The organism is Streptomyces sp. NPDC047974, from assembly GCF_040653375.1.
In the GTDB taxonomy this organism is placed as follows: domain Bacteria; phylum Actinomycetota; class Actinomycetes; order Streptomycetales; family Streptomycetaceae; genus Streptomyces.
The window spans coordinates 17,915-40,851 of record NZ_JBEZNU010000026.1 but is presented as its reverse complement, the minus strand read 5'-3'; the positions used below and the strand labels follow the sequence as shown (position 1 = coordinate 40,851).

Sequence of the window (22,937 nt, the reverse complement as noted above, 5' to 3'; positions counted from 1 at the left end):
CGCCGAGATGCCGCCGAAGACGAAGGGGCGCGCCCGTAGGGTGGGGGCATGACCGCAACGGGGGCAGATCGGGACGCGCCGGGCGCGCGGGCCGTGTGGTGGTGGGGGCGGCGGCGGAGTGCCGTGCTCGATGTCGGACTGGCGCTGGTGTCGGGGGTGGAGTGCGCCTTCGAGGGGGTGGCGTTCGCCGGCCGCGCGGGGGTGCCGGAGGCGCTGGGGGCGCTGTTCGGGTTCCTCGTGGGGTCCGTGCTGCTGGTGCGGCGGCGGTGGCCGATCACCGTGGTGCTGGTGTCGATCGCGGTGGCGCCGGCCGAGATGGGTTTCCTGCTGGGGATCGTCGGGCTGTACACGCTGGCCGCTTCCGAGGTGCCCCGGCGGTACACGGCGGTGCTGGCGGGGATGGCGACGGTCGCCGTGTTCGTCGTGACGGCCGTGGAGATGCGGCGGGACATCGCCGCGCAGGCGGACGACTTCGATCCGAGCGCCTGGTACGTGCCGGTGATGGCGCTGTTCATGACGCTGGGGCTGAACGCGCCGCCGGTGCTGTTCGGGCTCTACATAGGGGCGCGGCGGCGGCTGATGGAGAGCCTGCGGGAGCGGGCGGATTCGCTGGAGCAGGAGTTGTCGCTGCTCGCGGACCGGGCGGAGCAGCGGGCGCAGTGGGCGCGGCAGGAGGAGCGGCGGCGGATCGCGCGGGAGATGCACGACGTGGTGGCGCACCGGGTGTCGTTGATGGTGGTGCACGCGGCGGCCTTGCAGGCGGTGGCGCTGAAGGATCCGGAGAAGGCGGTGCGGAACGCGGCGCTGGTGGGTGACATGGGGCGCCAGGCGTTGACGGAGCTGCGGGAGATGCTGGGGGTGCTGCGGGAGGAGGAGCCGGCGGTGGCTCCGGTCGCGGTGCCGCTGGCGGCGGTGGGGCGGGCGGCGGCGGCCGCCGCGGAGGCCGCGGCGGGGCCGGGCCTTGGCGCTCTGGAGGAGCTGTGCCAGGAGTCGCGGCTGGCGGGGGCGGCGGTGGACCTCGTGGTGCTCGGGGAGCCGGGGGCGTATCCGCCGGAGGTGGAGCGGACGGCGTACCGGGTGGTCCAGGAGGCGTTGACGAACGTGCACAAGCACGCCCCGGGCGCGTCGGTCGTGGTGCGGCTCGCGCACCGGGAGGCGGAGGTGGCGGCGCAGGTGGAGAACGGTCCGTCGGACGCGGGGGCGGCGGACGCGGGGCTGCCGAGCGGTGGGAACGGCCTGGTGGGGATGAAGGAGCGGGTGGTGCGGCTGGGGGGCGCGTTCGTGTCGGGGCCGACGGACGCGGGTGGTTTCAAGGTGTCCGCGGTGATCCCGGTGGGGCGCGGCTAGCCGGCCGTGAGGCGGGTGGGCTGGGTGCCGGTGACGAGGGTGGCGAGGGCGGTGTCGATGTCCCGGCCGAGGTACCAGTCGCCGGCGTGGTCGAGGCTGTAGACGCGGCCTTCGGCGTCCATGGCGAGGACGGCCTGGTGGTCGCCCTCCTCGCCGAGGGGGGCGAGTTCGGTGCCGAGGGCGCGGCCGAGGTCGGCGAGGGTGCGGGCGAGGTGGAGGCCGGCGAGCGGGTCGAAGCGGAGGGTGGCGGGCGCTATCTGGCGGCCGTGGCCGGGGGCGGTGAGGCGCAGGCCGCCGAATTCGGCCCAGGCCTCGACGACGGCGGGGAAGACGCTGTGCCGGTGGCCGGCGGGGGAGACGTGGGCGCGGAGGGTGTCGGCCCATTCCTCGGCGAGTTTGATGTCCCAGCGTCCGGGCTGCCAGCCGGCGTCGCGGAGGGCGGCGTCGACGTTGACGGGGAAGCGGGTGGTGTCGGCCATGGGGCGGTCAGCCGTTCTCGGTGGGGGTGACGGTGCGGACGCCGAAGTGGTCGAGGAGGGCGGTGCAGGAGCGGCAGGGCGCGGCGTAGCTGCCGTGCAGGGGGTCGCCGTCCTCGCGGATGCGCCGTGCGGTGATCTTGGCGTGTTTGAGGCTGCGGCGGGCCTCGCCGGCGGTGAGCGGCTTGCGCTGGGCGCGCTTGGAGCGGCCGTTCTCGGTGGCGGTGAGGTGCCGGGAGAGCAGGATGGCCTCGGGGCAGCGTCCGGTGAAGCGTTCGCGCTGGCCGCTGGTGAGGGTGTCGAGGAAGTCCTGGACGAGGGCGTGCAGGACGGGCGGCGTCTCGCCGCGGCCGGCGGTGCAGGTGAGGGTCTCGCCGCGGACGGAGAGCGCGGCCCCGACGGCGGGCAGGATGCCGTCGCGGCGGTGGAGCAGTAAGGGGGCGCGGCCGTGGTCGGTGTCGCTGCTCCAGTTGAGGCGTGGGTCACCCTGCGTGGGTGTCGTGCTGGCGTACATCGTGCTGGTCTTCCCCTCCTGCAATCCCCCGAGTTGCGGTGACAGCCTGCCAAATAGGGAGCCATATGGGGAAGCTGGGTGGGGGTTTCGCCGCGCCGGTGTGTCGGACCCGTGGTCGGCTTGTCATGGCATCGTGACGGTTCGTGACGCTGGGTGTGCGGGGCGGGCCGGTGGGGACGTGGGCCGGTTCGTGCTCTTGTGGCAGCGCATAGGCTGTGCGGGATCGCTCGGGCCTACCGGGAGCAGTGGTGTCCGGGGGTGCGGGCGGCCAGTAGCGAGCAGTTGTAAGCAGTAGCAGCCAGTGACGCCATGCAGGGGGCAACCGCCATGACGACAGGTCGGCTCGGGCAGTACACCGCGCCACCGAACGCGGCCTATGCCGGGCAGGTCGTGCGCTTCCCGGATCCGGTGCGCGCCTCGCGGCATCCGCGCGGGGTGCGGGTGGACGAGCGGGGTTTCCCGGACTTCTCGCCGTACGCGCGTGCGGCGGCGGAGATCGCGGAGCCTCCGGAGGGTTTCGGCGTCGACGAGTTGCGGCTGACGGACTACGTGTCGGCGAACGCGGCGATGGCGGCGACCGGGCACGAGCTGTGGGACACGATTCCGGCGGTGGCGACGCCGCACGGCTGGACGTGGCACCACGTGGCGGGTTCGCGCCGTCTTGAGCTGGTGCCGGTCGAGGTGAAGGCGCTGCTGCGGCACCACGGTGGTGTGGCGACGGCGGCGGTGGACCACGCGAAGCGGGGGACGCGGCCGTTGCAGGAGACGCGTCCGGTGCACTTCGGGCTGCCGAAGTCCGGGATGTCGGTGTCGGAGCAGCAGTTGCAGGGGGTCGAGGAGGACCTCGGCTACCGGCTGCCCGGGGCGTACCGCTCGTTCCTGAAGGTGGCGGGCGGGTGCGCGCCGGTGGGCGCGGCGCTCGACGCGGAGCTGGGGCTCCTGGTGGACCAGCCGTTCTTCACGGTGCGCGAGGAGGCGGGGGTCAACGACCTCGTCTACGTCAACAAGTGTCTGCGGGACCACCTGACGAAGGACTACCTGGGGGTGGCGTTCGTGCAGGGTGGTCTGGTCGCGGTGAAGGTGCGGGGCGCGGGCGTGGGTTCCGTGTGGTTCTGTGCCTACGACGACGTGCGGGACTCCGGTGAGGAGGCCGCGGGGTGGTCGGTGAACGAGCGGGTGGAGCGTCTGCTGCTTCCGTGTGGTGAGGATTTCGACGCGTTCCTGCTGCGGCTGGCCGGCAATCCGCCGGAGTTGGAGACGGTCGCGAATCTGATGGTGGACGGCGGCTTCGCGCGCGCCGTTCCCGTGGTCCCGGTGGGAGGGTGAGCCGGCTGTGGTGACGTTCGCGCAGGCGCAGGAGCGCGCCGAGGAGTGGATCAACGGCGATCTGCCGCCGTACCAGCACCAGGAGGTGCGGGTGCGGGAGTTCGGTCTGGGTTTCGTGGTGTGGGCGGAGGCCCGTGAGGGTGGTCCGACGGCGGACACGGGCCGGCAGCGGCTGGTGATCGCGCGGGATTCGGGCGAGGCGACGCTGTGGCCGGGGCTGCCGGTGGGTGAGGTGATCCGGCGGTACGAGGAGGAGTACGGGTCCGCCGAGGAGCAGGCGGCGCCGGCTCCGGCCGCGGCGCCCGCGCGCATCGACCTGAACCAGACGTCGTTCCTGCTGAGTCCGCCGGAGTGGTTGCAGGACGCGGCGGACAAGATCGGTCTGCCGCAGCGGCCGAACGCGTCGCAGGAGGAGCGGGGCGAGCCGGAGGGCGAGCCGGACACGGGTGGCGACGTGGTTCCGGCGTCGGGCCCGGAGGCGGTCGCGGCGGCGGGGTCGGTGTCGGTGTCGTCGGCCGGGGCGGACGCCTCGGACGGTTCGGACGGTTCGGAGACGTCGTCGGCGGCGATCCCGCTTCCGTCGTTCGACGCGCCCGCCTCGTCCGCTTCCTCTTCGGCCCCTTCCTCGTCCTCGTCCTCTTCCTCTTCCTCCTCTTCCTCCTCGTCCGCGTCGTCGGGCGGGGACGAGGACGGGTACGAGCCGACGGCGATGGACGGGGTTCCGGCGTCGGCGCCGGCGAGTCCGTGGGCGGACGCCAACGCGAGCTCCGGCGGCGTGGAGGGCGTACCGCTGCCGGCGACGGTGTTCGCGCCGGCGCTGTCGGGGGCCGACGACGAGGACACCCCGGCGCCCGTGGTGGGCGCCGACGCGCCGACGGCGCTGATGCACGGCGGGAGCGCGCTCCCGAAGACGGCCGTGGCGCCGCGTCTGGACCCGGCCGCGGCTCCGCCGCCGGGGGCGACGCCGCCGCCGGTGGCGCCGGGTGCCACCCCGCCGCCGCCCGCCGCCCCGCCGGTCGTGCCGGGAGCGGGGGACATCGCGGACGCGGCGACGAGCAAGGCGGCGCTGCCGCCGAAGAAGCAGGCGTCGGCGCCGGTCGCCCCGCCGCCTCCGCCGGGGGTGCCCGGTGCGACGTCCGGCGGGCCCGCGCCCGCGCCCGCGTACGTACCGACGCAGCTGGTGCCGCAGACGCCGGCGCCGGGTGTCCCGGTGGGTCCGGGGGCTCCCGGGGCTCCGGGTACGCCTCCGCCGCCCGCGCCGCCGGGGCCGGTGACGCCGCCGCAGCCGGTGCACCACGCGGCGACGATGCTGGCGCATCCCGGTCAGGCCGGTCCGGCCGGCGGGGGCAACGTGCCTCCGCCGCCCCCGCCGCCGGGTGCTCCCGGTGCTCCGGGTGCCGCCGGTGGTGCGGGCACGCCCGCGCACGGCATCGAGCACGCGCCGACGATGCTGGCCCAGCCGGGTCCGGCGGGTCCTGGCGCGCCGCTGCCTCCGCCGGGCCCCGCCCCGGCGGCGCCGCAGGCACCGCGCCCGGTCCCGGCTCCCGCCCCTGCTCCGGGTCCCGGTCCGGCTCCGGCCTACGGGTATCCGCAGCAGCCGCCGGCCGGTGTGCCGACGGTCGGTCCCGGGTACCAGGCGGTGCTGCGGTACCGGGCGCCGGACGGTTCGGAGCAGCAGATCATCCGGCGTTCGGCGCCGGGCACCCCGCATCCGGAGTGGCAGATCCTGCACGAGCTGCGCGGGCTCGGCGTGCCGCCGCAGCAGGTGCTCGAACTCCACACGGAGCTGGCGTCCTGCGAGCTGCCGGGCGGGTACTGCGCGCGGATGATCCGGGAGACGTGGCCGCAGGCGCGGATCACCAGCATCGCCCCGTACGGCCGCGATCACGCGGGCCGTCAGCAGGGCATGCGTCAGCTCCTCACCCACCAGGGTGAGTTGCACCAGGTGGCGGACGGTCCGGCGCGGCCCGCTCCGGTGCGGGCCCCGCTGCCGCAGGTGCAGCCGGCGCCGCCGGTGCCGCCGGAGGCCGTGGCGCAGGAGCTGGCGGGCGCGTTCGGGCCGGGGATCCTCCGGTTCGACCAGCGCGCGGTGTCCCGGCAGGGCGTGCCGGAGCTGGTGGCGGTCACGCTCATGTGGGCGGGGCTTCCGGCGGACTTCGGGCCGTTCTTCTGGGCGCAGCCGGCGGTGCCGGTGGTGCCCACGCTGGCGGAGCTGGCGCAGCAGCGACAGGTGCCGGCGGCGCCGGACGCGAGCTCGTACCTGGTGCTGGGCTCGGACTTCGGCCGGGCGATCTGTGTCCAGTACGGGACCGCGCACATCGTGGCGGTGCCGGTGGAGGCGGGTCCGGGCGGGGCGTCGGTGCCGGCGCAGTTCGTGAACACCGGGCTGCCGGAGTTCACGCGGTCGATGGCGCTGCTCGGCCGGATGTGGCGGCTGCGGTTCGGGCTGACCCCGGAGCAGGCGGGCCGCTGGACGGTCGACTTCCAGGCGCAGCTGGCGATGCTGGACCCGGCGGCGCTGTCGTCGCCGGAGAACTGGTGGTCGGTGCTGCTGGAGCAGATGTGGGACGGACTGCTCTGACGCTTCGGCTGCTTCGGCTGCTTCCGGTGCTTCCGGTGCTTCCGGTGCTTCCGGTGCTTTCGCGTGGTGGTGGATCTGACGCCGTGTGAGAGCGGAATGTGACGAAGGGCGCTCGATGTGTGATCACGTCGGGCGCCTTTTGTCCGTTCTTATGGCGCATCCTGGTGGGTGAGGCCATAGGGAAGGGGCGTCAGGATGAGTTTCTCCGTCGGACGGGGCCGGGGGTACCGCCCGGAGCAGGTCGACCGGCACGTCGACGCGCTCTCCCGGGAGCGCGACGAGTCATGGGAGCGGGCCGCGCGGCTGACCGTCCTCGCCAAGGAGATGGAGACGGAGCTGGCCGCGCTGCGGGAGGCCGTCGCGGCGCTGAAGCCGCAGCGGTACGAGTCCCTGGGCGAGGCCGCCGGACAGATCCTGAAGCTCGCCGAGCAGGAGGACGAGCGGCTCGTGCGCGCCGCCGAGGCCGAGGCGCAGGCCGTCGCGGAGGCGGCGGACGCGGCGGCCCGGGAGGCCGGGGAGACGGCCGGAGCCTACGCGGAAGGGGTACGGGCCGCGGCCGAGGCCAAGGCCCGCGCCACCCTGGAGACCGCCCGCGAACGCGCCGAGGAGCTGGCCGTCATCGCCGGCCGCGACGCGGAGGGGGCCAGGGAGGCGGCGGAGGAGGCGTACGGGGAGACCGCGCACCGCGCGGGCGAACTCCTGGCCCACCAGGCCGAGGAGCACCGCACCGCCCGTGCCGACGCCGACCGCGAGGCGGAGGCGGCGGCCGCCGCGCTCGACGCCCGCCACGTCGAGCAGGTCGCGCGGGCCGAGGCCCGCCTGGGGGAGGCCCGCCGGGCCCTCGCCCGCATCGAGGAGGAGGCCCGGCACGGCCAGGAGGACGCCGAGGCGAAGGCCGCGGAGATCCTGGCGGAGGCCCGGCTGAAGGCGGAGCGGACCGAGCGCGCGACGGAGCGGCTGCTGCGCGAGCACGACGAGTCCCGCGACGAGATCCACTCCCACATGGAGCACATCCGCAACTCCCTCGCCGCCCTGACGGGCCGCCCGACGGCGGCGGAACCCGACAAGGCCCCGGCGGCACCGAAAGCCCCGAAAGCCCCGGAAGGCGCCGGGACGACCCCGGAGCGGACAACCGGGGAGACCCGGGCGGAGGCTTCGGCGGAAACCCCCGACACGGCCCTGGGCGAAGCCTCGGGCGAAGCCCCTGAAGGAGCCCTTGGCGGAGCCTCGGGGGAGGCCCCGGAGTAGGCCCCTCGGGGGGCCTTGGCGGAGGCCGCGATGGCCCCGGAGTGGCCCCCCGGAGTGGCCTTCCGGAGTGGCCTTCCGGAGTGCCCCGGGGGGCGACCCGGGCGGGGCAATGGAGCAGGCTCCCGGGGGGAGCCCCGGTGGAGGCCCCGGGTGAAGCCCCGCCCGGGGAGCCCCGGCGGAGGCCCCGGGTAAAGCCCCGCCCCGGCGGAGGCCCCGGGTGAAGCCCGGCCCGGGGAGCCCCGGTGGAGGCCCCGGGTGAAGCCCCGCCCCGGCGGAGGCGCAGGTGAAGCCCCGCCCGGGGAGCCCCGGGGGCGCCTCGGTGGAGGCCCGAAGAAGGGCCGCCGGGGAAACCTCCGCGGAGTTCCCCGTAAACCCCGAGGCGGGACCGCCTGCCGCGCCGTAGTCTCCGCGCATGCGGATGAACCTGACGGCGGTGAACCTCGACTGCGCCGACCCCCTGGCCCTCGCCGACTTCTACGCGAAGGCCACGGGCCTGCCCCTGCACGAACGCTCCGACGCGGACTTCGCCGCCCTGGTGGACGGGAGCGGCCTGGTCCTGGGCTTCCAGCGGGTCGCGGACCACCGGCCGCCGACCTGGCCGGACGGCGACGTCCCGGCCCAGCTCCACCTCGACTTCGACGTCGACGACCTCGACGAGGCGGTGGCCGGGCTGACCGCCCTCGGCGCCACGCTCCCCGCCGTCCAGCCCCGCCCCGACCTGTGGCGCGTGCTCCTGGATCCGGCAGGGCACCCCTTCTGCGTGTCGCCCCGGAAGCGGGACGGGAAGTGACCGTCCGGTAGCGTTTTCCCTCCCAGGGGAGGGAAACATGCACGTGAAGCACGTACACACGCGCGGCCGCCGTCTCGCGGCCGCCGCCGTCACCGTCGTCCTCGCCGCCACCGGCGGCACGCTCACCACGCTCCCGGCGACCGCCGCGCCGGTCGCCGCGCAGGACCAGCAGGCGGCCGCCGTACCGTTCCCGCGCGACGCGGACGTCGTCGGCGCGGGCCCGAGCGGCTTCCTGTCGAAGACCCGCGGCGAGACGCCGGAGTTCCGCTGGACGCGGTACGCGGACGGGACCTCGGTGGTGCTGCCGGGCGCCGACGCGGCGGGGGGCGGCTCGGACCTCGTCGTCACCGGCGACCGGAGGCTGATGAGCGTGAGCTCGCTGCTGAAGGTCCACGACATGGCGAAGCCGGACGCGGCGCCGGTCGTGATCGACCTCGACGCGCTCGGCGACTACACGTACGCGGGCCTGGCGGGCCGCACCCTCCTCGTCGAGGGGTACGAGGACGGCCGCACGGTCCAGTACGCCACCACTCTCGACGCCGCCGTCCTCGCGGGCGGCACGCCCACGTTCCGCGAGGTCGAAGGCGGAGTCCAGGTCGACTGCGACAACGGCGACGGCGCCTGGACCGACACCGGCGCCGCGCTCTACGACTGCCGGGTGGGCGACCAGAGGTTCCCCGCCAAGATCTTCGCCGACCTCGCCACCGGCGAGACCCGCTGGCTCCTCGTCGGCCCGGACGCGTGGGCCTGGGACGGTGCGGTCTCCGCCACCCACATCGCCTGGCGGGAGGCGAGGGTGCCGGGCGGTCACGGCGTCGCCGTCCACCGGCGCGGCGCCCCGAACCCCCAGCTCTGGTTCCCGTCGGAGTACGACGTGAGCGACCCCGTGTACCTGGTCGGCGGCTGGGTGGCGTCCGGTCAGAAGGCCCACATCGACGGGGCCGGTTCCGCCGATGGCGGAGAGGCCACGACACGGCTGCCGTTCGTCGTCCAGTCGGTCGAGCGGCCCGGGGAGAAGGCCGTCCTGCTCACCGCCTTCTCCTCCGCCGTCATCGGCCCCGACGGCACGCTGCTCGTGCGCGGCGGCACCCCCGAGCACGGCGAGGGGCTGTACCGGATCGCGCCGCGCGCCGACGACGGCCGGCCGACGGTCGAACTCGTCGCGTCCACCGGGCAGTCGACCGTCGTCACCCTCACCGACCACGCGACCCCGAACGAGATCACCGGCGAACAGGCGGCGCGCGGCGTCGACTTCGGCTGGGACCTGTCCCGGGGGGACGCCCGGGTCACGATGACCCTGACCCATGTGCCCAGCGGGAAGAGCGTCTCGCGGGCCTGGCCCGCGGAGGGCGCCGCCGGCGAGCCGCGCCGCATCACCTGGCACTGGGACGGCAAGGACCTGGAGAACGCCGCGTGGGCGAGTCCCGCGCGCAGCGGCGCGTACGAGTGGAAGCTCACCGCCCGCCCGGACGACGGCATCGGCCCCGACCTCGTCACGACCGGCCGGTTCCACGTGACCCGGCCCGCCGCCGCGCACGACTACGACGACGACGGCACCGCCGACCTCCTCACCCGGGACCCGCAGGGCGTGCTGTGGCGCTACGGCACCCGGCCCGCCGCCACCGGCGGTCCGCTCACCGGGACCGGCGGTTCGCGGGTGGGCGGCGGCTGGCAGACGTACGACCGGCTGGTGTCCGTCGGGAACGTGGCGGGGAGCTCCGCCCCCGACAGCATCGCCCGCGACCGCTCCGGCGTGCTCTGGCTGTACCAGGGCACCGGCAACCGGAACGCGCCGCTCGCGACCCGTACGCAGATCGGCGGCGGCTGGCAGACGTACGACCGGATCACCGGCGGCAGCGACGTCACCGGCGACCGGCGGCCCGACGTCCTCGCCACCGACAAGACCGGCGTCCTGTGGCTCTACGCGGGCACCGGCAACGCCAAGGCGCCGTTCTCCGCCCGGAAGCGGATCGGCGGCGGCTGGCAGGTCTACAACGAGATCACCGCCGCCGGGAACCTCGGCGGCGCCGGCGCGGGCGACCTCCTCGCCCGGGACCGCTCCGGCATGCTGTGGCTGTACCTCGGCAAGGGCGACGGCACCTTCGCCGCCCGCAAGCAGGTCGGCGGCGGCTGGGGTGCCTTCAAGGGCCTCACCGCCGTCGGCGACGCCGACGGCGACGGCCGCGCCGACCTCGTGGCGTGGAACGGCGACGAGACCTTCTACGCCGGTACCGGCGACTGGTCCGCCCCGTTCAAGCGGGGCGTCCGGGTGGGCCTGACGCAGGACTCGGCGTACGACTCCCTCTTCTGAGTCCTACTCCGCCGGGGCCCAGGGGGCGGCGAGCAGCTCCGCGAGGGCGCGCCGCTCCCGGCCCTCGGGCGAGGCGTCGGCGGCCCTGCCGAAGGCCACCATCGACACGAGGGCCCACCCTGGCCCGGGGGCCAGCTCCTTGGTGAGGGCCTCCAGGTCGAAGGCGCGGAACTGGTGGGCCGACAGGCCCATCGCCTGTGCCTGGACGGTCATGTGGGCGACGGCCTGCCCGAGGTCGTAGTCGGCGAACTCGGAGTACTGGAGCCCCGAGCCGTCGACGTGCCGGCGGGTCAGGGTGACGACCAGGAGGCCGGCGTCCACCGCCCACCGGGCCGCGCTGGGGGCGAGGTGCGGCACCACGCGCGCGTGCTCCGGCTCGCCGGGGCGCGCCGTGAAGAAGCCCCACGGCTGGGAGTTGCCCGCGGAGGGCGCCCAGCGGGCCGCTTCCAGAAGGAGCTCCAGCGTGGGGTCGTCGACCGTGCCGGACGGGTCGAAGCGGGAGGGGCTGAACCGGGCCGCGAGCAGCGGGTGGAGACCGTCGCGCGGTTCCGGGGCAGGGCGCATGTCCGGCCCAACCCGCCGTCGTGCGCGGCTATTCCGGCCGGTCCTCGTCCCCCGACACCTCCTTCAGGACCGGGAAGCGCCGGGGTGCCAGGGTGAGGAGGGCGAGGAGGGCGAGGGCGGCGGCGGCCGCGGCGCCGAAGTAGACCCAGTCGACGGCCGCGTCGACCGCGCGGCGGATCGCGTCGGTGGTGTCCAGGGAGCGGGCGAGGGTGTCGAGGTCGGTGTCGCCGCCGAGGCGGGCGGCGAGGACCGTGTTGGCGACCGCGCCGAAGGCGGCGGCGCCGACGCTCTGGCCGACCTGGCGGCAGAAGAGGACGGAGGCGGTGGTGGTGCCGCGTTCCTCGTAGGGGACGGTCGACTGGACGCCGACCATCAAGGGGAGTTGGAAGAGCCCCAGGCAGGCGCCGAGCGCCAGCATCAGGAGGGCCGGCTGCCAGGCCTCGCCGGGGTAGGGGAGGAAGGGGAAGGCGAGCAGGCAGGCGAGGGCGCCGGAGATGCCGAGGACGGCGGTCAGACGGAAGCCGATGCGGGTGTAGACGCGGTTGGAGAAGGCCGCGGAGATCGGCCAGCTCAGGGTCCAGGCGGAGAGGACGAAGCCGGCGGCCATCGGGCCCAGGCCGAGGACCGACTGGGCGTAGGTCGGGAGGAAGACGGTGGGGGCGACCATGAGGAGGCCGAGGGCGCCCAGGGCCACGTTGACGGCGGCGATGGTGCGGCGGCGCCACACCCAGCCGGGCAGCATGGGTTCCGCCGCCCGGCGTTCGACGGCCACGGTCACGGCGGCGAGGAGGGCCGCGCCGCCGAGGAGGGCCAGGGACGGGGGCGAGAGCCACGGCCAGGCCACGCCGCCCTGGACGAGCGCGGTCAGCAGCAGCGCGCCGGTCGCGAAGACGCCGAGCGCGCCCGCCCAGTCGACGCGGACCGGGCCGGTGCGCGGGGGCCTGGCGGGCTCCTTCAGATGGCGGACGATCAGCCAGAGGGCGGCGGCGCCGAGCGGCAGGTTGACGAGGAAGATCCAGCGCCAGTCGGCGTACCCGGCGAGGAGCCCGCCGACCGCCGGGCCCGCGACGGCGGAGGTGGCCCAGACCGAGGAGAGCCTCGCCTGGATCCTGGGGCGTTCCTTGAGCGGGTACAGGTCGGCGGCGATGGTCTGGACGGTGCCCTGGAGGGCGCCGCCGCCGAGGCCCTGGACGACGCGGAAGGCGATGAGCGCGGCCATGTTCCAGGCGGTGGCGCAGAGCAGGGAGCCGAGGAGGAAGAGGACGGCGCCGGTGACGAGGACCGGCTTGCGGCCGTAGGTGTCGCTGAGCCTGCCGTACACGGGGAGGGTGACGGTGACGGCGAGGAGGTAGCCGGAGAAGAGCCAGGAGAAGACGGAGAGGCCGCCGAGGTCGCCGACGATCTGCGGGACGGCGGTGGCGACGATGGTGCCGTCGAGCGCGGCGAGCCCCATGCAGAGCATCAGGGCGGCGACGACGGGGCCGCGGCGCGGGTGCGCGGGCGGCTTCTCCAGGCCGGTCCGCCTCGGGGTCGTTCTCCCGTCCGTCGCCACGCGCCTCTTCCTTTCTTCGTACACCTAAATGTGCGCGGACAGGGTCTCACTCCGACCACGGGCTGAGGAACCCCTAAGGGGAGCTCCCCCATGCGAGCCAGGGGACGGTCGTCCCGGCGGAGGACGAGAAGGGACGGGCGCGGTTCTTAGCTTGGTCTTACAACACCCACCCGCTTCCGTTGAGGAGAAGACCGTGACTTCGGCTGTGACCATTCCCAGGCACGGGGGTACCGGAGGGAAGACGGCCGTCGCCGCGCGGGCGCGGCAGGTCGTCAAGGCGTACGGGGCGGGGGAGACCCGGGTCGTCGCCCTCGACCACGTCGACGTGGACATCCGGCGGGGGCAGTTCACCGCGATCATGGGCCCCTCCGGGTCCGGCAAGTCGACGCTGATGCACTGCCTCGCCGGGCTCGACACCGTCACCGGCGGGCAGATCTTCCTCGACGAGACCGAGATCACCGGGCTCAAGGACAAGAAGCTCACCCGGCTGCGCCGGGACCGGATCGGCTTCATCTTCCAGGCGTTCAACCTGCTGCCGACGCTGAGCGCGCTGGAGAACATCACGCTGCCCATGGACATCGCCGGGCGCAGGCCCGACCAGGAGTGGCTGGACCGGGTCGTCGAGACCGTCGGTCTCGCCGGGCGCCTCAGGCACCGGCCGGCCGAGCTCTCCGGCGGCCAGCAGCAGCGGGTCGCCGTCGCCCGGGCGCTCGCCGCCCGGCCGGAGATCATCTTCGGCGACGAGCCGACCGGCAACCTCGACTCGCGGGCCGGCGCCGAGGTCCTCGGCTTCCTGCGCCGCTCCGTGGACGAGCTGGGGCAGACGATCGTCATGGTCACCCACGACCCGGTCGCCGCCTCCTACGCGGACCGGGTGCTGTACCTCGCGGACGGGCGGATCGTCGACGAGATGGAGCGGCCCACCGCCGAAGCCGTCCTCGACCGGATGAAGGACTTCGACGCGCGCGGGCGGACGTCATGACCGTCCTCAGAACCTCGCTGCGCAACCTCCTCGCGCACAAGGGCCGGATGGCGCTCTCCGCCGTCGCCGTGCTCCTCTCCGTCGCGTTCGTGTCCGGGACCCTCGTCTTCACCGACACCATGAACACGACCTTCGACAAGCTCTTCGCCGTCACCGCCTCCGACGTCACCGTCTCCCCGGCGGAGGCCGACGCCTCGGACGAGACCCCGGACACCGGCCGCCCCGAGTCCCTCCCGGCCTCCGTCGTCGCCGAGGTGCGCGGCGCGAAGGGCGTCGCCGAGGCGCGGGGCTCCGTCAGCTCGATGGGCGTCACCGTCGTCGACCGGGCGAACAAGAACGTCGGCCCGACCAGCGGCGCCCCGACGATCGCCGCCGACTGGAGCCCGTACGAGCTCCGCACGGTCGAGCTCGTCGAGGGCCACGAGCCGCGCGGGCCCACCGACGTCGTCGTCGACCGCGGCACCGCGGACAAGCACGGCCTGGAGCTCGGCGCCCCGCTGCGCACGATCACCGCCGACGGCGACTTCACCGCCGCGATCTCCGGCATCGTCGAGTTCAAGGTCACCAACCCGGGCGCCACCCTCGTCTACTTCGACACCGCCACCGCGCAGCGCCGGCTGCTCGGCAAGGAGGGCGTGTTCACCCAGGTCATGGTGGAGGCCGAGCCGGGCGTCGCCCACACCGCGCTGAAGGCGGACGTCGCCGCCGCGCTCGGCGACGGCTACAAGGTGCAGACGGCCGCCGAGGTCGCCGACGAGGGCAGCGAGGACCTGGCGGGCTTCCTCGACGTCATGAAGTACGCGATGCTCGGCTTCGCCGGGATCGCCTTCCTCGTCGGCATCTTCCTCATCGTCAACACCTTCTCCATGCTGGTCGCCCAGCGCACCCGCGAGATCGGCCTGCTGCGGGCCATCGGCGCCGGCAGGAAGCAGATCAACCGTTCCGTCCTCGTCGAGGCCGTCCTCCTCGGGCTGATCGGCTCGGTCGCCGGCGTCGCCGTCGGCGTCGGACTCGCCGTCGGTCTGATGGAGCTCATGTCGACCATGGGCATGGAGCTGTCCACCCGCGACCTCACCGTCGCCTGGACCACCCCCGTCGTCGGTCTCGCCCTCGGCGTCCTCGTCACCGTCCTCGCCGCGTACGTGCCGGCCCGCCGGGCCGGCAAGGTCTCCCCGATGGCCGCCCTCCGCGACGCCGGCACCCCCGCCGACGGCCGCGCGGGACGGGTCCGCGGCGCGCTCGGCCTGCTCCTCACCCTCGCGGGCGGCGGCGCGCTGTGGGCCGCGACCGAGGCCGAGAAGGCCGGTACGGGGTCGCTCTGGCTCGGCGTCGGCGTCGTGCTGTCGCTGCTCGGCTTCGTCGTCATCGGCCCGGTCCTCGCGGGCGGCGTCGTCCGCGTCCTCGGCGCCGTCGTCCTGCGGGTCTTCGGGCCCGTCGGCCGGATGGCCGAGCGGAACGCGCTCCGCAACCCGCGCCGCACCGGTGCGACCGGCGCGGCCCTGATGATCGGCCTCGCGCTCGTCGCCTGCCTGTCCGTCGTCGGCTCCTCGATGGTCGCCTCGGCCACCGACGAGCTCGACCGGTCCGTCGGCGCGGACTACATCGTGCAGAACCGGATGGGCGCGCCGATCGTGCCGCAGGCGCAGGCCGCGGTGGAGCGGACGGCGGGCCTCGACCACGTCACCGAGTACCGGCCGGTGGACGTGCGGATCACCGACCCGGCCGGCACCGTCTCCAAGGAGTGGCTGGCGGCGACCGAACCGTCGTACGTCGGCGACCTCAGGCGCGAGGTGGCCGCCGGCGACCTGGCGGCCGCGTACGCCCCCGGCGCGATGTCCGTCGGCAGCGACTACGCCGCCGCGCACGGCGTGAAGGTCGGCGACACCCTCACCGTCGCGTTCGCGCACGGCTCGACGGCGAAGCTGAAGGTCGCGGCGATCACGGCGGACACCGGGAACGTCGACAACGGCGCGCTGTACACGAACGTCAGCACCGCCCGGGCGCACCTGCCGGCCGAGCGGCTGCCGGCCAGCGGGCTGCTGCTCGCGAGCGCGGAGGACGGCCAGGAGGAGGCGGCGTACGCCGCGCTGAAGGAGGCGCTGGCCCCGTATCCCCAGTACACGGTCTCCGACCAGGCCGACTACAAGAAGGACCTCCAGGACCAGGTCGGGCAGCTCCTGAACATCGTCTACGGCCTCCTCGCGCTCGCGATCGTCGTCGCGATCCTCGGCGTGGTGAACACGCTGGCCCTGTCGGTGGTCGAGCGCACCCGCGAGATCGGCCTCATGCGGGCCATCGGCCTCTCCCGCCGGCAGCTGCGCCGCATGATCCGTCTGGAGTCGGTCGTCATCGCCCTCTTCGGCGCGCTGCTCGGCCTCGGCCTGGGCATGGGCTGGGGCACGGCCGCGCAGCAGCTCCTCGCCCTCGAGGGCTTCGGGGTCCTGGAGATCCCCTGGCCGACGATCCTCACGGTCTTCGTGGGCTCGGCCTTCGTGGGCCTCTTCGCGGCGCTGGTCCCGGCGTTCCGCGCGGGCCGCATGAACGTCCTGAACGCGATCGCGAGCGAGTAGCGGCGAACGCCCACCGAACGCACCGGCACCCCCAGGGGGCCTCACCCCATCGGGTGAGGCCCCCGCCGCCGTCGTCCCCGTGCCGGGTGGGCACTGACCTGGTGGGGCGTATGCCCGCAACGGAACGGGGCGGTGCGTCGTAGGGTGGAGGCCCCGGCCCGTTCACGTGTCGGGTGGTTCGCGTTGCCGCTTGTCCGTTCACCCTCGTACGTACCGGGATGGAAGCTCCATGAGCCTGCACGGTCTGCTCGACCTCGTCGTCAAGGACGCGGCCCTCGCGGAGGCGGTGGCGGCCGCGTCCGACGGAAAGCGCCCGCACGTGGACCTGGTCGGGCCCGCGGCGGCCCGGCCCTTCGCCGTGGCCGCGCTGGCCAGGGACTCGGGGCGCCCGGTGCTCGCGGTGACGGCGACCGGCCGCGAGGCCGAGGACCTGGCGGCGGCGCTGCGCTCGCTCCTCGACCCGGACACCGTGGTCGAGTACCCGTCCTGGGAGACGCTGCCGCACGAGCGGCTCTCGCCCCGTTCGGACACCGTCGGCCGCCGTCTCGCCGTGCTCCGCCGGCTCGCCCACCCGAGCCCGGACGACCCGGCCGCGGGCCCGGTGTCCGTGGTCGTCGCGCCGATCCGGTCCGTGCTCCAGCCGCAGGTGAAGGGGCTGGGGGACCTGGAGCCCGTGGCGCTCAGGTCGGGGCGGACGGCGGATCTGAACGACGTCGTCGAGGGGCTGGCCGCCGCCGCGTACTCCCGGGTCGAGCTGGTCGAGAAGCGCGGCGAGTTCGCCGTCCGCGGCGGCATCCTGGACGTCTTCCCGCCGACCGAGGAGCACCCGCTCCGGATCGAGTTCTGGGGCGACGACGTCGAGGAGATCCGCTACTTCAAGGTCGCCGACCAGCGCTCGCTGGAAGTCGCCGAGCACGGCCTGTGGGCGCCGCCCTGCCGGGAGCTGCTGCTGACGGACGAGGTGCGGGGCAGGGCCGCGGCCCTCGCCGAGGAGCACCCGGAGCTCGGCGAGATGCTGAACAAGATCGCCGAGGGCATCGCCGTCGAGGGCATGGAGTCCCTCGCGCCGGTCCTCGTCGACGACATGGAGCTGCTGCTCGACGTCCTCCCGGCCGGGGCGATGGCCGTCGTCTGCGACCCCGAGCGGGTGCGGACCCGGGCCGCCGACCTGGTCGCCACCAGCCAGGAGTTCCTGCAGGCCTCGTGGGCGGCGACGGCCGGCGGCGGCGAGGCGCCGATCGACGTCGGCGCGGCCTCCCTGTGGGGGATCGCGGACGTCCGCGACCGGGCGCGGGAGCTCGGCATGATGTGGTGGTCGGTGTCGCCGTTCGCGGCCGACGCCGAGACCGACGGCGACACCCTCGCGCTCGGCATGCACGCCCCGGAGACGTACCGCGGCGACACCGCCCGCGCGCTCGCCGACACCAAGGGCTGGCTGGCCGACGGCTGGCGGACGGTGTACGTGACGGAGGCCCACGGCCCGGCGTCCCGCACCGTCGAGGTGCTCGGCGGCGAGGGCATCGCGGCCCGTCTGACGGCCGACCTGACCCGGGTCGACCCGGCCGTCGTGCACGTGGCCTGCGGCTCGATCGACTTCGGCTTCGTCGACCCGGCGCTGAAGCTCGCCGTCCTCACCGAGACCGACCTGTCCGGGCAGAAGGCGGCCGGCAAGGACGGCCAGCGGATGCCGGCCAAGCGCCGCAAGACCATCGACCCGCTGACCCTGGAGGTCGGCGACTACATCGTGCACGAGCAGCACGGCGTCGGCCGCTACCTGGAGATGGTGCAGCGGACCGTGCAGGGCGCGACCCGCGAGTACCTCCTCGTCGAGTACGCCCCCGCCAAGCGCGGCCAGCCCGGCGACCGCCTGTACATCCCGACGGACCAGCTGGAGCAGGTCACCAAGTACGTCGGCGGCGAGGCGCCCACCCTGCACCGGCTGGGCGGCGCGGACTGGACGAAGACGAAGCAGCGGGCGAAGAAGGCGGTCAAGGAGATCGCCGCCGACCTGATCAAGCTGTACAGCGCCCGGATGGCGGCCCCCGGGCACGCCTTCGGCCCCGACACCCCGTGGCAGCGGGAGCTGGAGGACGCCTTCCCGTACGCGGAGACGCCCGACCAGCTCTCCACGATCGCCGAGGTGAAGGAGGACATGGAGAAGACGGTCCCGATGGACCGGCTGATCTGCGGCGACGTCGGCTACGGCAAGACGGAGATCGCGGTGCGGGCCGCCTTCAAGGCGGTCCAGGACGGCAAGCAGGTCGCCGTCCTGGTGCCGACGACCCTCCTGGTGCAGCAGCACTTCGGCACCTTCTCCGAGCGGTACGGGCAGTTCCCGGTGAACGTCCGCGCGCTGTCCCGCTTCCAGACGGACACCGAGTCGAAGGCGACCCTGGAGGGGCTGAAGGAAGGTTCCGTCGACGTCGTCATCGGCACCCACCGGCTGTTCTCGTCGGAGACGAAGTTCAAGGACCTCGGCCTGGTCATCGTCGACGAGGAGCAGCGCTTCGGCGTCGAGCACAAGGAGCAGCTGAAGAAGCTCCGCGCCAACGTCGACGTCCTCACCATGTCGGCCACCCCCATCCCCCGCACGCTGGAGATGGCGGTCACCGGCATCCGCGAGATGTCGACGATCACCACCCCGCCGGAGGAGCGGCACCCGGTCCTCACCTTCGTCGGCCCGTACGAGGAGAAGCAGATCGGGGCGGCGATCCGCCGCGAACTGCTCCGCGAGGGCCAGGTCTTCTACATCCACAACCGTGTGGACTCCATCGACCGCGCGGCGGCCCGGCTCCGCGAGATCGTCCCCGAGGCGCGCATCGCGACGGCCCACGGCCAGATGACGGAGTCGGCCCTGGAGCAGGTCGTCGTCGACTTCTGGGAGAAGAAGTTCGACGTGCTCGTCTCGACGACGATCGTCGAGTCCGGCATCGACATCTCCAACGCCAACACCCTCATCGTGGAGCGCGGCGACAACTTCGGCCTCTCCCAGCTCCACCAGCTGCGCGGCCGCGTCGGCCGGGGCCGCGAGCGCGGCTACGCCTACTTCCTCTACCCGCCGGAGAAGCCCCTCACGGAGACCGCCCACGAGCGGCTGGCGACCATCGCGCAGCACACCGAGATGGGCGCCGGCATGTACGTGGCGATGAAGGACCTGGAGATCCGCGGCGCGGGCAACCTCCTCGGCGGCGAGCAGTCCGGCCACATCGCGGGAGTCGGCTTCGACCTGTACGTCCGCATGGTCGGCGAGGCCGTCGCGGACTACCGCGCCTCCCTGGAAGGCGGCGCGGAGGAGGAGGCCCCGCTGGAGGTCAAGATCGAGCTGCCGGTCGACGCCCACGTGCCCCACGACTACGCCCCCGGCGAGCGCCTGCGGCTCCAGGCCTACCGCGCCATCGCCTCCGCGAACTCGGAGGAGGACGTCAAGGCCGTGCGGGAGGAGCTCACCGACCGCTACGGCAAGCTGCCCGAGCCGGTCGAGAACCTCCTCCTCGTCGCCGGCCTGCGCATGCTGGCCCGCGCCTGCGGGGTCGGCGAGATCGTCCTCCAGGGCCCCAACATCCGCTTCGCCCCGGTGGAACTCCGCGAGTCCCAGGAGCTCCGTCTGAAGCGCCTGCACCCCAAGTCCGTCATCAAGCCGGCCGTCCACCAGATCCTGGTCCCGCGCCCCGCCACCCGCCCCATCGGCGGCAAGCCCCTCGTCGGCCGCGAACTCCTCGCCTGGACGGGAGAGTTCCTGACGACGATCCTGGACTAGGGCCCGTCCGACCGGGGCCGGTCGGCCAAGGCCCGTCCGGCCAAGGCCCGTCCGGCCAGGGCCCGTCCGCCGCCGGGGCGGCGCGAAATGATCACTTTCGGTGGTTTTCGGGCCTAGGATTCCCGGGTGCTGATACGTCGAAGGATCCACCGCGCCCCCGCCTCCGCCGCCGTGCTGTCCGGGCTCGTCCTCCTCTCCGGGTGCTCGCTTCCCGCCGGGGAAGGCGAGGGGGCGTCCGGCGGGGCCGTGCCCGCAGGGCGGGTCGCCAGCCCCTTCCGGAACCCGGACGGGACGAAGCCGGGGCTCGCGCCGGTGACGGAGGAGGGGGAGCGGGAGCGGGCCCGGGACCTCGTCGGGGGGCTCGCCACCAAGGGGCGGGGCCCGCGCACCGGGTACGCGCGGGAGGAGTTCGGGCACGCGTGGATGGACAAGGCGGACGGCGTGCCGTTCGCGCGCAACGGCTGCGACACCCGCAACGACCTGCTCCGCCGCGACGGCCGCGAGCTGCGCTTCCGGGACGGCTCGGACTGCGTGGTCGTGGCGATGACGCTGGACGACCCGTACACCGGCACCACCATCGACTGGCGCAAGCAGAAGGCCGCCGAGGTCCAGATCGACCACGTCGTGCCGCTCTCGTACGCCTGGCAGATGGGCGCCTCCCGCTGGACGGACGCGAAGCGCCAGCGGCTCGCCAACGACCCGCTGAACCTGCTCCCGGTCCAGGGCCGCGCCAACTCCGCCAAGGGCGACTCCGGTCCGGCCTCCTGGCTGCCGCCGGCCAAGGCCGTCCGCTGCGCCTACGCGGTCCGATTCGCGCAGGTGGCGGAGAAGTACGAGCTGGCGGTGACCGGCCCGGACCGGACGGCGATGCTGCGGCAGTGCGGCGGCTGAACGGGCCCGTCCGATAATCGGTTGGCGTGGCGTCGGAAGGTCTCTAGCCTGCGGGCCATGGACCACGAACTGAAGATCACCACGCTCGCGGAGCGCCCCGAGCTCGAAGGGCCGATGTGGTCCATGAAGGACCTCTGGCCCGAGTTCATGATGTACGACCCGGTCGGCTGGTCCCACATGGGCCGGATCGTGCGGGAGTTCCCCGAGTACGTGCTCGTGGCCACCGACCCGGACGGCACCGTCGTCGCCCGCGGCTTCAGCGTGCCGTTCCGCCTCGACGCGGACGGGCGGCGGGCGCTGCCCGACCGGGGCTGGGACGAGGTGCTGCTGTGGGCCTTCTCCGACCTGCGGCACGGGAAGACGCCCGACACGGTGAGCGCCATCGAGATCACCGTCGACACCCGCGCCCTCGGGCGCGGGATCTCGCACCGGATGCTCGCCGCGATGCGGGAGAACGTCCGCCGGCTCGGCTTCTCCGAGCTGGTCGCGCCGGTCCGGCCCAACGGCAAGCACCTGGAGGCCGGGGCCTCCATCCACGAGTACGCCGTCCGCACCCGGGAGGCCGACGGGCTGCCGCACGACCCGTGGCTGCGGGTGCACGTCCGCGCCGGTGGCCGGATCGAGGCGGTCGCGCCCGCGTCGATGACGGTCTCGGGCTCGCTGGAGCAGTGGCGGACGTGGACGGGGCTCCCCTTCGACACGGACGGTCCGGTCGAGGTGCCGGGCGCGCTCGTGCCCGTCCACTGCGAGGCCGCGCGCGGCTACGCGGTCTACGTCGAGCCCAACGTGTGGGTGCGGCACGCGGTCGCCGCCTCCTGACCCGGGGCGGGGGAGCCGCCCCCGCGGGGTGATCTTCGGGGCGGGCGCTGTACCGTACGGCGTCCCCGTCGTACGCGAGTGCAAGGCACCGCGCGCCCGCAACCGTGAGAGGTCCCGACCGTGAACCACCCCGTCGTCCTGGAGAAGGGCGCCCTCCCGCGCCGCGAGGGGCCGCCCGCGCTGCCCGCCCGGGCGGCGCTGGCCGCCGTGCCGGTGTTCAGCCTCGGCGTCCTCGGCTGGGTGCCCGCCCTCGCGCTCGCCCTGTACCGGGGGACCCGCGCGGACTGGCTGGCCGCGCTGTTCTTCACGGCCGTCTCGGTCGGCTGGTGCTTCCAGGTCGCGCTGACCCCCGTCGACACCTCCGGCGGCGCCTTCCTCCTCGACGTGGTCCTGCTCGCCCTCTCCACGGCGGGCGCGGCCGGGCACGTCCTGCTGGCGCGCGGGAAGGGGCGGGCCGCGTGAAGACCAGGCGTACGTGGCGCACCCGCGCCCGGAAGACGGAGGCCCGCTCCACCGCGCCCGACGTGCTCGCGGCGGCGGCCGGGCTGCTGCGCGGCCGGGCCGGCTGGGCGGTCGGCTCGGTCCTCGTCGTGCTGCTCGGGCTGTTCGCGGCCTCGCTGGTCTCGGGCGCCCTCGGCGACGACGGGGGTACGCCCCCGGACACCCGGGCCCGGGCCTACGCGGACCGGGACGCCTGCCTCCTGACGGACGAGCGGGGCATCGTGTCGGGCGGGCCCGCCGCGCCCCTGTGGGAGGGCATGCAGCGCGCGTCCGCGGACGGGCGGGTGCGGGTGACGTACGTGCCGGTGACGGGGGAGCGGACGGCGGCGAACGCGCGCCCGTTCCTCAACGGTCTGGTGCAGCGCGACTGCGAGATCGTCGTGGCCTCGGGTCCGGCCCAGGTGACGGCGGCGACGGAGGCCGCGGCGAAGAACGGCGGGGTCCGGTTCGTCGTGGTCGACGAGGGTTCCGGTTCCGGTGAGGTCCCGGGGAACGTGACGCGGATCGCGGCCGGCGAGAAGGCCGGCGGCGAGGTCGAGGCGGTCGTGACGCGCTTCGCGCGGGAGGGCTGACCTCCGGCCGGGGCCGGCGGTGAGGACAGAGCCGGAGTTAAGCGGACGTTCCCCCTCCGCTTTGCAAAGGGAGAGTAAAAAAGGCCCCCCTGGTTCGCGCGTGCAATCGGCCATCGGGAAAGCTCGCGAGGCTTTG

Annotated in this window: 17 protein-coding genes; 13 read left to right on the top strand and 4 right to left on the bottom strand. The window is 74.4% G+C overall.

Going from position 1 to position 22,937, the window contains the following annotated elements; genetic code table 11:
- Nucleotides 1-48 precede the first annotated feature (48 nt).
- Nucleotides 49-1,347, top strand: coding sequence for a histidine kinase (locus tag AB0E19_RS29710; RefSeq protein ID WP_362185278.1), 1,299 nt, complete (start codon nt 49-51; stop codon nt 1,345-1,347).
- On the opposite strand, the gene AB0E19_RS29705 is transcribed toward AB0E19_RS29710, so the two are convergent.
- Together AB0E19_RS29705 and AB0E19_RS29700 are read right to left on the bottom strand one after the other, a co-directional pair.
- Nucleotides 1,344-1,826 (bottom strand): SUKH-3 domain-containing protein, encoded by a 483-nt coding sequence (locus AB0E19_RS29705; RefSeq protein ID WP_360607666.1) that lies wholly within the window; start codon nt 1,824-1,826, stop codon nt 1,344-1,346. The two genes, AB0E19_RS29710 and AB0E19_RS29705, sit on opposite strands and share 4 nt — an antisense overlap.
- Nucleotides 1,827-1,833: 7 nt before the next feature.
- Nucleotides 1,834-2,337 carry a YwqJ-related putative deaminase gene (locus tag AB0E19_RS29700; RefSeq protein ID WP_362185277.1) on the bottom strand — a complete coding sequence of 168 codons (504 nt, stop codon included), beginning with the start codon at nt 2,335-2,337 and terminating at the stop codon, nt 1,834-1,836.
- A gap of 327 nt (nt 2,338-2,664) precedes the next feature.
- On the opposite strand from AB0E19_RS29700, the gene AB0E19_RS29695 reads away from it, so the two are divergent.
- The 5 genes from AB0E19_RS29695 to AB0E19_RS29675 all read left to right on the top strand — a co-directional run bounded on the left by AB0E19_RS29695 (nt 2,665) and on the right by AB0E19_RS29675 (nt 10,593).
- On the top strand, nt 2,665-3,663 hold the full coding sequence (locus AB0E19_RS29695) for an SMI1/KNR4 family protein (protein WP_360607829.1): 999 nt from the start codon (nt 2,665-2,667) through the stop codon (nt 3,661-3,663).
- Nucleotides 3,664-3,670: 7 nt separating this feature from the next.
- Nucleotides 3,671-6,244, top strand: a complete 2,574-nt coding sequence (locus tag AB0E19_RS29690) for an SUKH-4 family immunity protein (protein WP_362185276.1) — start codon at nt 3,671-3,673, stop codon at nt 6,242-6,244.
- A 195-nt stretch (nt 6,245-6,439) separates the two neighbouring features.
- Complete coding sequence (locus AB0E19_RS29685) at nt 6,440-7,492, top strand: cellulose-binding protein (RefSeq protein ID WP_362185275.1); 1,053 nt, start codon at nt 6,440-6,442, stop codon at nt 7,490-7,492.
- 412 nt (nt 7,493-7,904) lie between these two features.
- Nucleotides 7,905-8,282, top strand: coding sequence for a VOC family protein (locus AB0E19_RS29680; RefSeq protein WP_362185274.1), 378 nt, complete (start codon nt 7,905-7,907; stop codon nt 8,280-8,282).
- A 37-nt stretch (nt 8,283-8,319) separates the two neighbouring features.
- On the top strand, nt 8,320-10,593 hold the full coding sequence (locus AB0E19_RS29675) for a VCBS repeat-containing protein (RefSeq protein WP_362185273.1): 2,274 nt from the start codon (nt 8,320-8,322) through the stop codon (nt 10,591-10,593).
- Between the two features lie 3 nt (nt 10,594-10,596).
- On the opposite strand, the gene AB0E19_RS29670 is transcribed toward AB0E19_RS29675, so the two are convergent.
- Nucleotides 10,597-11,157, bottom strand: a complete 561-nt coding sequence (locus AB0E19_RS29670; protein ID WP_362185272.1) for a nitroreductase family protein — start codon at nt 11,155-11,157, stop codon at nt 10,597-10,599.
- Between the two features lie 28 nt (nt 11,158-11,185).
- A complete protein-coding gene (locus tag AB0E19_RS29665) occupies nt 11,186-12,670 on the bottom strand; it encodes an MFS transporter (RefSeq protein ID WP_362185326.1) in 1,485 nt (494 codons plus the stop codon).
- Nucleotides 12,671-12,902: 232 nt separating this feature from the next.
- On the opposite strand from AB0E19_RS29665, the gene AB0E19_RS29660 reads away from it, so the two are divergent.
- The 7 genes from AB0E19_RS29660 to AB0E19_RS29630 all read left to right on the top strand — a co-directional run bounded on the left by AB0E19_RS29660 (nt 12,903) and on the right by AB0E19_RS29630 (nt 22,801).
- Nucleotides 12,903-13,691 (top strand): ABC transporter ATP-binding protein, encoded by a 789-nt coding sequence (locus AB0E19_RS29660; protein WP_362185271.1) that lies wholly within the window; start codon nt 12,903-12,905, stop codon nt 13,689-13,691.
- Nucleotides 13,688-16,261, top strand: a complete 2,574-nt coding sequence (locus AB0E19_RS29655) for an FtsX-like permease family protein (RefSeq protein WP_362185270.1) — start codon at nt 13,688-13,690, stop codon at nt 16,259-16,261. The genes AB0E19_RS29660 and AB0E19_RS29655 overlap by 4 nt, the downstream gene beginning before the upstream one ends.
- A 229-nt stretch (nt 16,262-16,490) precedes the next feature.
- Nucleotides 16,491-20,018 (top strand): transcription-repair coupling factor, encoded by a 3,528-nt coding sequence (gene mfd / locus AB0E19_RS29650; protein WP_362185269.1) that lies wholly within the window; start codon nt 16,491-16,493, stop codon nt 20,016-20,018.
- 126 nt (nt 20,019-20,144) lie between these two features.
- The gene (locus AB0E19_RS29645; RefSeq protein ID WP_362185268.1) at nt 20,145-20,909 is read left to right on the top strand and encodes an HNH endonuclease family protein; all 765 of its coding nucleotides are present in this window, start codon (nt 20,145-20,147) and stop codon (nt 20,907-20,909) included.
- 57 nt (nt 20,910-20,966) lie between these two features.
- Nucleotides 20,967-21,728, top strand: a complete 762-nt coding sequence (locus AB0E19_RS29640) for an N-acetyltransferase (RefSeq protein WP_362185267.1) — start codon at nt 20,967-20,969, stop codon at nt 21,726-21,728.
- 120 nt (nt 21,729-21,848) lie between these two features.
- Nucleotides 21,849-22,190: a hypothetical protein gene (locus AB0E19_RS29635; RefSeq protein WP_362185266.1), complete on the top strand. Its 342-nt coding sequence runs from the start codon at nt 21,849-21,851 to the stop codon at nt 22,188-22,190.
- Complete coding sequence (locus tag AB0E19_RS29630) at nt 22,187-22,801, top strand: BMP family ABC transporter substrate-binding protein (RefSeq protein ID WP_362185265.1); 615 nt, start codon at nt 22,187-22,189, stop codon at nt 22,799-22,801. The genes AB0E19_RS29635 and AB0E19_RS29630 overlap by 4 nt, the downstream gene beginning before the upstream one ends.
- The last annotated feature ends 136 nt before the right edge of the window (nt 22,802-22,937 follow it).

Coding starts and splice junctions, on each gene's coding strand:
- AB0E19_RS29710 (WP_362185278.1), top strand. CDS start 49: ATGACCGCAACGGGGGCAGATCGGGACGCGCCGGGCGCGCGGGCCGTG.
- AB0E19_RS29705 (WP_360607666.1), bottom strand. CDS start 1,826: ATGGCCGACACCACCCGCTTCCCCGTCAACGTCGACGCCGCCCTCCGC.
- AB0E19_RS29700 (WP_362185277.1), bottom strand. CDS start 2,337: ATGTACGCCAGCACGACACCCACGCAGGGTGACCCACGCCTCAACTGG.
- AB0E19_RS29695 (WP_360607829.1), top strand. CDS start 2,665: ATGACGACAGGTCGGCTCGGGCAGTACACCGCGCCACCGAACGCGGCC.
- AB0E19_RS29685 (WP_362185275.1), top strand. CDS start 6,440: ATGAGTTTCTCCGTCGGACGGGGCCGGGGGTACCGCCCGGAGCAGGTC.
- AB0E19_RS29680 (WP_362185274.1), top strand. CDS start 7,905: ATGCGGATGAACCTGACGGCGGTGAACCTCGACTGCGCCGACCCCCTG.
- AB0E19_RS29675 (WP_362185273.1), top strand. CDS start 8,320: ATGCACGTGAAGCACGTACACACGCGCGGCCGCCGTCTCGCGGCCGCC.
- AB0E19_RS29670 (WP_362185272.1), bottom strand. CDS start 11,157: ATGCGCCCTGCCCCGGAACCGCGCGACGGTCTCCACCCGCTGCTCGCG.
- AB0E19_RS29655 (WP_362185270.1), top strand. CDS start 13,688: ATGACCGTCCTCAGAACCTCGCTGCGCAACCTCCTCGCGCACAAGGGC.
- mfd (WP_362185269.1), top strand. CDS start 16,491: ATGAGCCTGCACGGTCTGCTCGACCTCGTCGTCAAGGACGCGGCCCTC.
- AB0E19_RS29640 (WP_362185267.1), top strand. CDS start 20,967: ATGGACCACGAACTGAAGATCACCACGCTCGCGGAGCGCCCCGAGCTC.